We start from the raw sequence: 4,272 nt of genomic DNA, 5'->3' as shown, positions 1-4,272 counted from the left end.
GGCGAAGTGGCGGAGGAGTTCGGGGCGGGCGTCCGGGCGGCCCAGTTGCGCGGCCAGCAGCTCCTCCACGCCCACGCCCGCGCCGAGCAGGGCCGCCACCTCGGCCCCGGCGGAGGTGCCGACCAGGACGTCGGCCTCGCGCGGATCCCAGTCGAGGGCTCGCCGCAGCGCGTGCAGGGCGGCGATCGTCCAGGCCGCGCCGAGCGTGCCGCCGCAGCCCAGTACGAGTCCTCGGGTGGGGGTCGTGCGCGTACTCGGAGCGGTCACCGCGTTCACATCCCGATACTCAGGAGATCCAGATACCGATGAGATCCGGATACTAGTGGTATCCGAAATGCTTGGACAGCCCTTGCCGGAGATAGGATCCGGGAACCCGTGAACCACCTGGGAGGAAGCGAGACATGGCCCGCCTCAGCCGCGTCGAGAGTCAGGAACGGACGCGTGAGCGGCTGGTCGCCACCGCGCGGCAGCTGTTCCTCTCCCACGGCTACGCCGCCACCTCGCTCAGCGACGTCGCCGAGACGGCCGGCTACTCCAAGGGCGCCGTCTACTCCAACTTCCGCAGCAAGGACCATCTGTGCCTCGCCGCCCTCGACGACATCCGGGCCGAACAGCTGGCGCTGCTCACGGACGCCGTCATGGGCGAGGCCGGGATCGAGGACCGGTTGTCGGCCTTCGCCGCGTGGGCCGAGGCGCACATCGGCGACGAGGCGTGGACCACGCTGGAGGTCGAGTTCCTCACCAGCGCGCGGCACGACGCCGAGCTGCGGGGCGAGATCGCCGTACGGGTCGCGGTGATCCGCGAGGCCCTCGCCCACCTGCTCGACGCGCTCGCCCTGGAGCTGGGCGTCGCCCCGGCGATGCCCGCCGACCGGGCCGCGATGACCCTGCTCAGCCTGGGCATAGGCCTCGGCGTCCAGCGCGTCGCCGACCCGACCGTCCCCACGGCCGTCCTGACGGAGACGCTGCGGCTGGTGCTGCGGATGGAGGACCGGGCGGAGGGGTGAACGGGCGGAGGGGTGACGGGGGGAGGAGTGAGTCGGGCCGGGCGGGTCGGCCGGTCCGCCTGGGGCCGGCGGGTCAGACCCGTCCCCGGGTCTCCGCCGCGCGGCGGGCGAGGGAGTCGAAGATGACGGCGACGAGCAGGACGCCACCGGTGATCATGAACTGGACGGCGGGCTGGACGCCCAGCAGGGCCATGCCCGAGGCGATCGACTGGATGATGAGGACGCCCAGCAGCGCGGACCAGGTCGAGCCCCGGCCGCCGAAGAGGCTGGTGCCGCCGATGACGGCGGCGGCGATGGCGTTGATCAACAGCATCCCGGAGCCCGGGACCTGCGTCGCCGAGGTGAGCCGGGACGCGACGAACAGACCGCCCACCGCCGCCAGGGTCCCCGACACCACGAACACCGCGATCCGTACGCGCGGCACGTCGACGCCGGACCGCCGGGCCGCCTCCACGCCGCTGCCCAGCGCGAGGACCTGACGGCCGTAGACCGTGCGGCGGAGGAAGACGTCCGAGGCGACGATGACCACGAGGAAGATCAGCAGGGCGAGGGGTAGGCCCTCGAAGCGGTTCAGGACGGCGACCGTGGTGCAGGAGACCGCTGCCAGGAGAGCCGTGCGTACCCAGATCTCGCCCTTCGCCCGGCGCGGCATCCCGGCGGCGGCGCGGCGGGCGCGGTCGCGGAGGCAGAGGAGGACGTAGACGACCGGGCCGAGCGCGGCCAGGCCGTAGGTGACGGCGGGGGAGTTGAAGGAGCGGCTGGTCAGCTCGGCGACCAGGCCGTCGTCGCTGAAGCTGATGGAGCTCTCCGGGCCGAGGAGGTAGAGCATCAGGCCGTTCCAGGCCAGCAGGCCCGCGAGGGTGACGACGAACGCGGGCACGCCGATCTTGGTGAACACGACCCCGTGGACCGCCCCGGCCGCCGCGCCGCAGGCCACCGCGACGAGCACGGCGAACCCCTCCGGCATGCCGTGGTTCACGTTCAGCGCCGCGAACAAGGCGCCGGAGAGGGCGGCCAGCGAGCCCACCGACAGGTCGATCTCGCCGATCAGCAGTACGAAGACGACGCCGACGGCGACCATGCCGGTGCCGACGATCTCGACGCTGAGAACGGAGAGGTTGCGCGGGGAGAGGAAGTTCTCGTTGAGGCTCTGGAAGACGATCCAGGTCACGGCGAGTGCGAGGAGCGCGGGCACCGGGCCGAGCTCGCCCTCGTGCACCCGACGGCGCACGGCGTGGGCGTACGCGCGGGGGCGCTCGCCGACCCACCGGCGGCCGGAGTGCGACCGGCGGCCGGAGTGGGACCGGTGCGCGGCGCGCGACCGGCGCCCGGCGTGCGACGGGTGCGCGTCGTCCTGCGGGCCCTCTTCCCGGGGGTTTCCCTCTCCGGGCCCCCTCACGGCCATGTCTCCTCCGGGTCGGTCGGGGGGTGGCCCGCGGTGTTGTCCACCGCGCCGGTGATGGAGGAGATGATCTGTTCCTGGGAGGTCGTGCTGACGTCGAAGAGGCCGTTGTTGCGGCCGAGGCGCAGGACGGCGATCCGGTCGGCGACGGCTTTGATGTCCCCCATGTTGTGGCTGATGAGGAGCACTCCGGTGCCCCGGTCGCGCAGTTCCTCGATGAGGTCGAGGAGCTGGTTGGTCTGTTCGAGGCCCAGGGAGGCGGTGGGCTCGTCGAGCAGGAGCAGCCGAGGCGCGGTGACGAAGGAGCGTGTGATCGCGACGACCTGCCGCTGTCCGCCGGACAGCGTGGCGAGCGGGACGCGCACGTCGGGGATGCGGATGGAGAGGGTGCGCAGCAGTTCGCGGGTCCGGCGCTCCATCTCCACCTCGTCGAGGACGCCGAAGCGGTGGATCTCCCGGCCGAGGAAGAGGTTGCCGACGACGTCGAGGTGGCCGCACATCGCGAGGTCCTGGTAGACGGCCGCGATCCCGAGGAGCTGGGCGTCCTGGGGGCGTCTGATCTGGACGGGTTCGCCCTCCCACTCGATGACGCCCTTGTCGGGGGGCCCGACGCCCGAGATCACCTTGACCAGCGTGGATTTCCCGGCGGCGTTGTCGCCGACCAGGGCGACCACCTCACCGGCCCTGATCTCCAGTTCGACGTCCACCAGCGCGTGGACGGCGGCGAAACGCTTGGAGACGCCGCGCAACGCCAGCAGGGGCTGGACCACCGGGTCACCTCCTGGACGGGACGGACAGGGCTGACGGGGCCGCAGGGGCTCATGCGACTTACAGGGCCGCTGGGGCTCACGGGGTGAGTCCGGCCTTGTCGCACGCGGGCCGGAGCTTCGGGGTGCATATCTGATCGATGGTGTACATACCGTCCTTGACCAGAGTCTCCTCGATGTTGTCGATCGTCACCGCGACCGAGGGGAGGAGGACGGCCGGGATGTCCTCGTCCGTGGGGCTGTCGACGGTGCCTGTGGCGATGGAGTCGACCGATTCCCCGCGACCCAGGGCTATGGCCATCTCGGCGGCGGCGTCGGCCGCGGGCTCGAACGGCTTGTAGACGGTCATGCGCTGGCTGCCCTGCACGATGCGCTGCACGGCCGCGAGGTCGGCGTCCTGTCCGGTGACCGGCGGCAGCGGCCGTACGGCGCTGGCGTTGAGGGCGGAGATCACGGAGCCGGCGAGGCTGTCGTTGGCGGCGAGGACGCCGTCGATGTTGTTCGCGCCGAGGGCGGAGATGGCGCCGCTCATGTTGGCGTAGCCGTTCTCCGGCCGCCAGCCGACGGTGTCGTACGACTTCCCGATCTTCACCTTGCCCTCCAGGACGGAGAGCGCGCCGCGTTTGAACCAGTCGGCGTTGGGGTCGGTCGTGGCGCCGTTCATCATGACGATCTGGCCACCGTCCGCCTTGTCGCCCATGGCCTTCAGGAGCTCCTCGGCCTGGAGTCTGCCGACGATCTCGCCGTCGAAGGTGACGTAACCGGAGACGGGCCCCTGGGCGAGCCGGTCGTAGGCGACGACCGGGATGCCGGCCCGGTCGGCGGCCTCGACGGAGGAGCGCAGGGCCTTGGGGTCGACTGCGGCGACGATGAGCACGTCCACGCCGCGGGTGATCATGGCGTCGAGCTGCTGGCGCTGGACCGTCGGTTCGGCCGGGGAGGCGACGGTGGCCGCCGGACAGCCCGGGCACAGCTCCTTGAGCCGCTTCTCGATCAGGGGTCTGTCGAACTGCCCGAAGCGGGAGGCTCCGCCGCCCGGGAGCAGCACGCCGACGCTGAGGTCGTCCCCTCCGCCGCCACCCCCGCTCCCGCTGTC

At 71.9% G+C, this 4,272-nt stretch carries 5 protein-coding genes; 1 reads left to right on the top strand and 4 read right to left on the bottom strand.

Going from position 1 to position 4,272, the window contains the following annotated elements:
• A partial coding sequence (locus tag P1P70_RS41465) for a patatin-like phospholipase family protein (RefSeq protein WP_319247190.1) occupies positions 1-267 on the bottom strand: 267 nt, incomplete at its 3' end.
• Between the two features lie 134 nt (positions 268-401).
• Here P1P70_RS41465 and P1P70_RS41460 point away from each other — a divergent pair.
• On the top strand, positions 402-1,007 hold the full coding sequence (locus P1P70_RS41460; RefSeq protein ID WP_319247188.1) for a TetR/AcrR family transcriptional regulator: 606 nt from the start codon (positions 402-404) through the stop codon (positions 1,005-1,007).
• Positions 1,008-1,080: 73 nt separating this feature from the next.
• Here the strand turns inward: P1P70_RS41460 and P1P70_RS41455 are convergent, their stop codons facing one another.
• The 3 genes from P1P70_RS41455 to P1P70_RS41445 form a co-directional block, all read right to left on the bottom strand.
• Positions 1,081-2,412: a sugar ABC transporter permease gene (locus P1P70_RS41455; RefSeq protein WP_413471662.1), complete on the bottom strand. Its 1,332-nt coding sequence runs from the start codon at positions 2,410-2,412 to the stop codon at positions 1,081-1,083.
• Positions 2,403-3,179 carry an ATP-binding cassette domain-containing protein gene (locus P1P70_RS41450; protein WP_319247187.1) on the bottom strand — a complete coding sequence of 259 codons (777 nt, stop codon included), beginning with the start codon at positions 3,177-3,179 and terminating at the stop codon, positions 2,403-2,405. Before P1P70_RS41450 ends, P1P70_RS41455 begins: the two co-directional genes overlap by 10 nt.
• A 76-nt stretch (positions 3,180-3,255) precedes the next feature.
• Positions 3,256-4,272 (bottom strand): sugar ABC transporter substrate-binding protein (locus P1P70_RS41445; RefSeq protein ID WP_319247185.1); only part of this gene is annotated, 1,017 nt, incomplete at its 5' end.

Source organism: Streptomyces sp. MB09-02B (assembly GCF_033794485.1).
In the GTDB taxonomy this organism is placed as follows: domain Bacteria; phylum Actinomycetota; class Actinomycetes; order Streptomycetales; family Streptomycetaceae; genus Streptomyces.
Note: the sequence above shows the minus strand (reverse complement) of the source record. Positions and strands in the feature narration are given on the sequence as shown.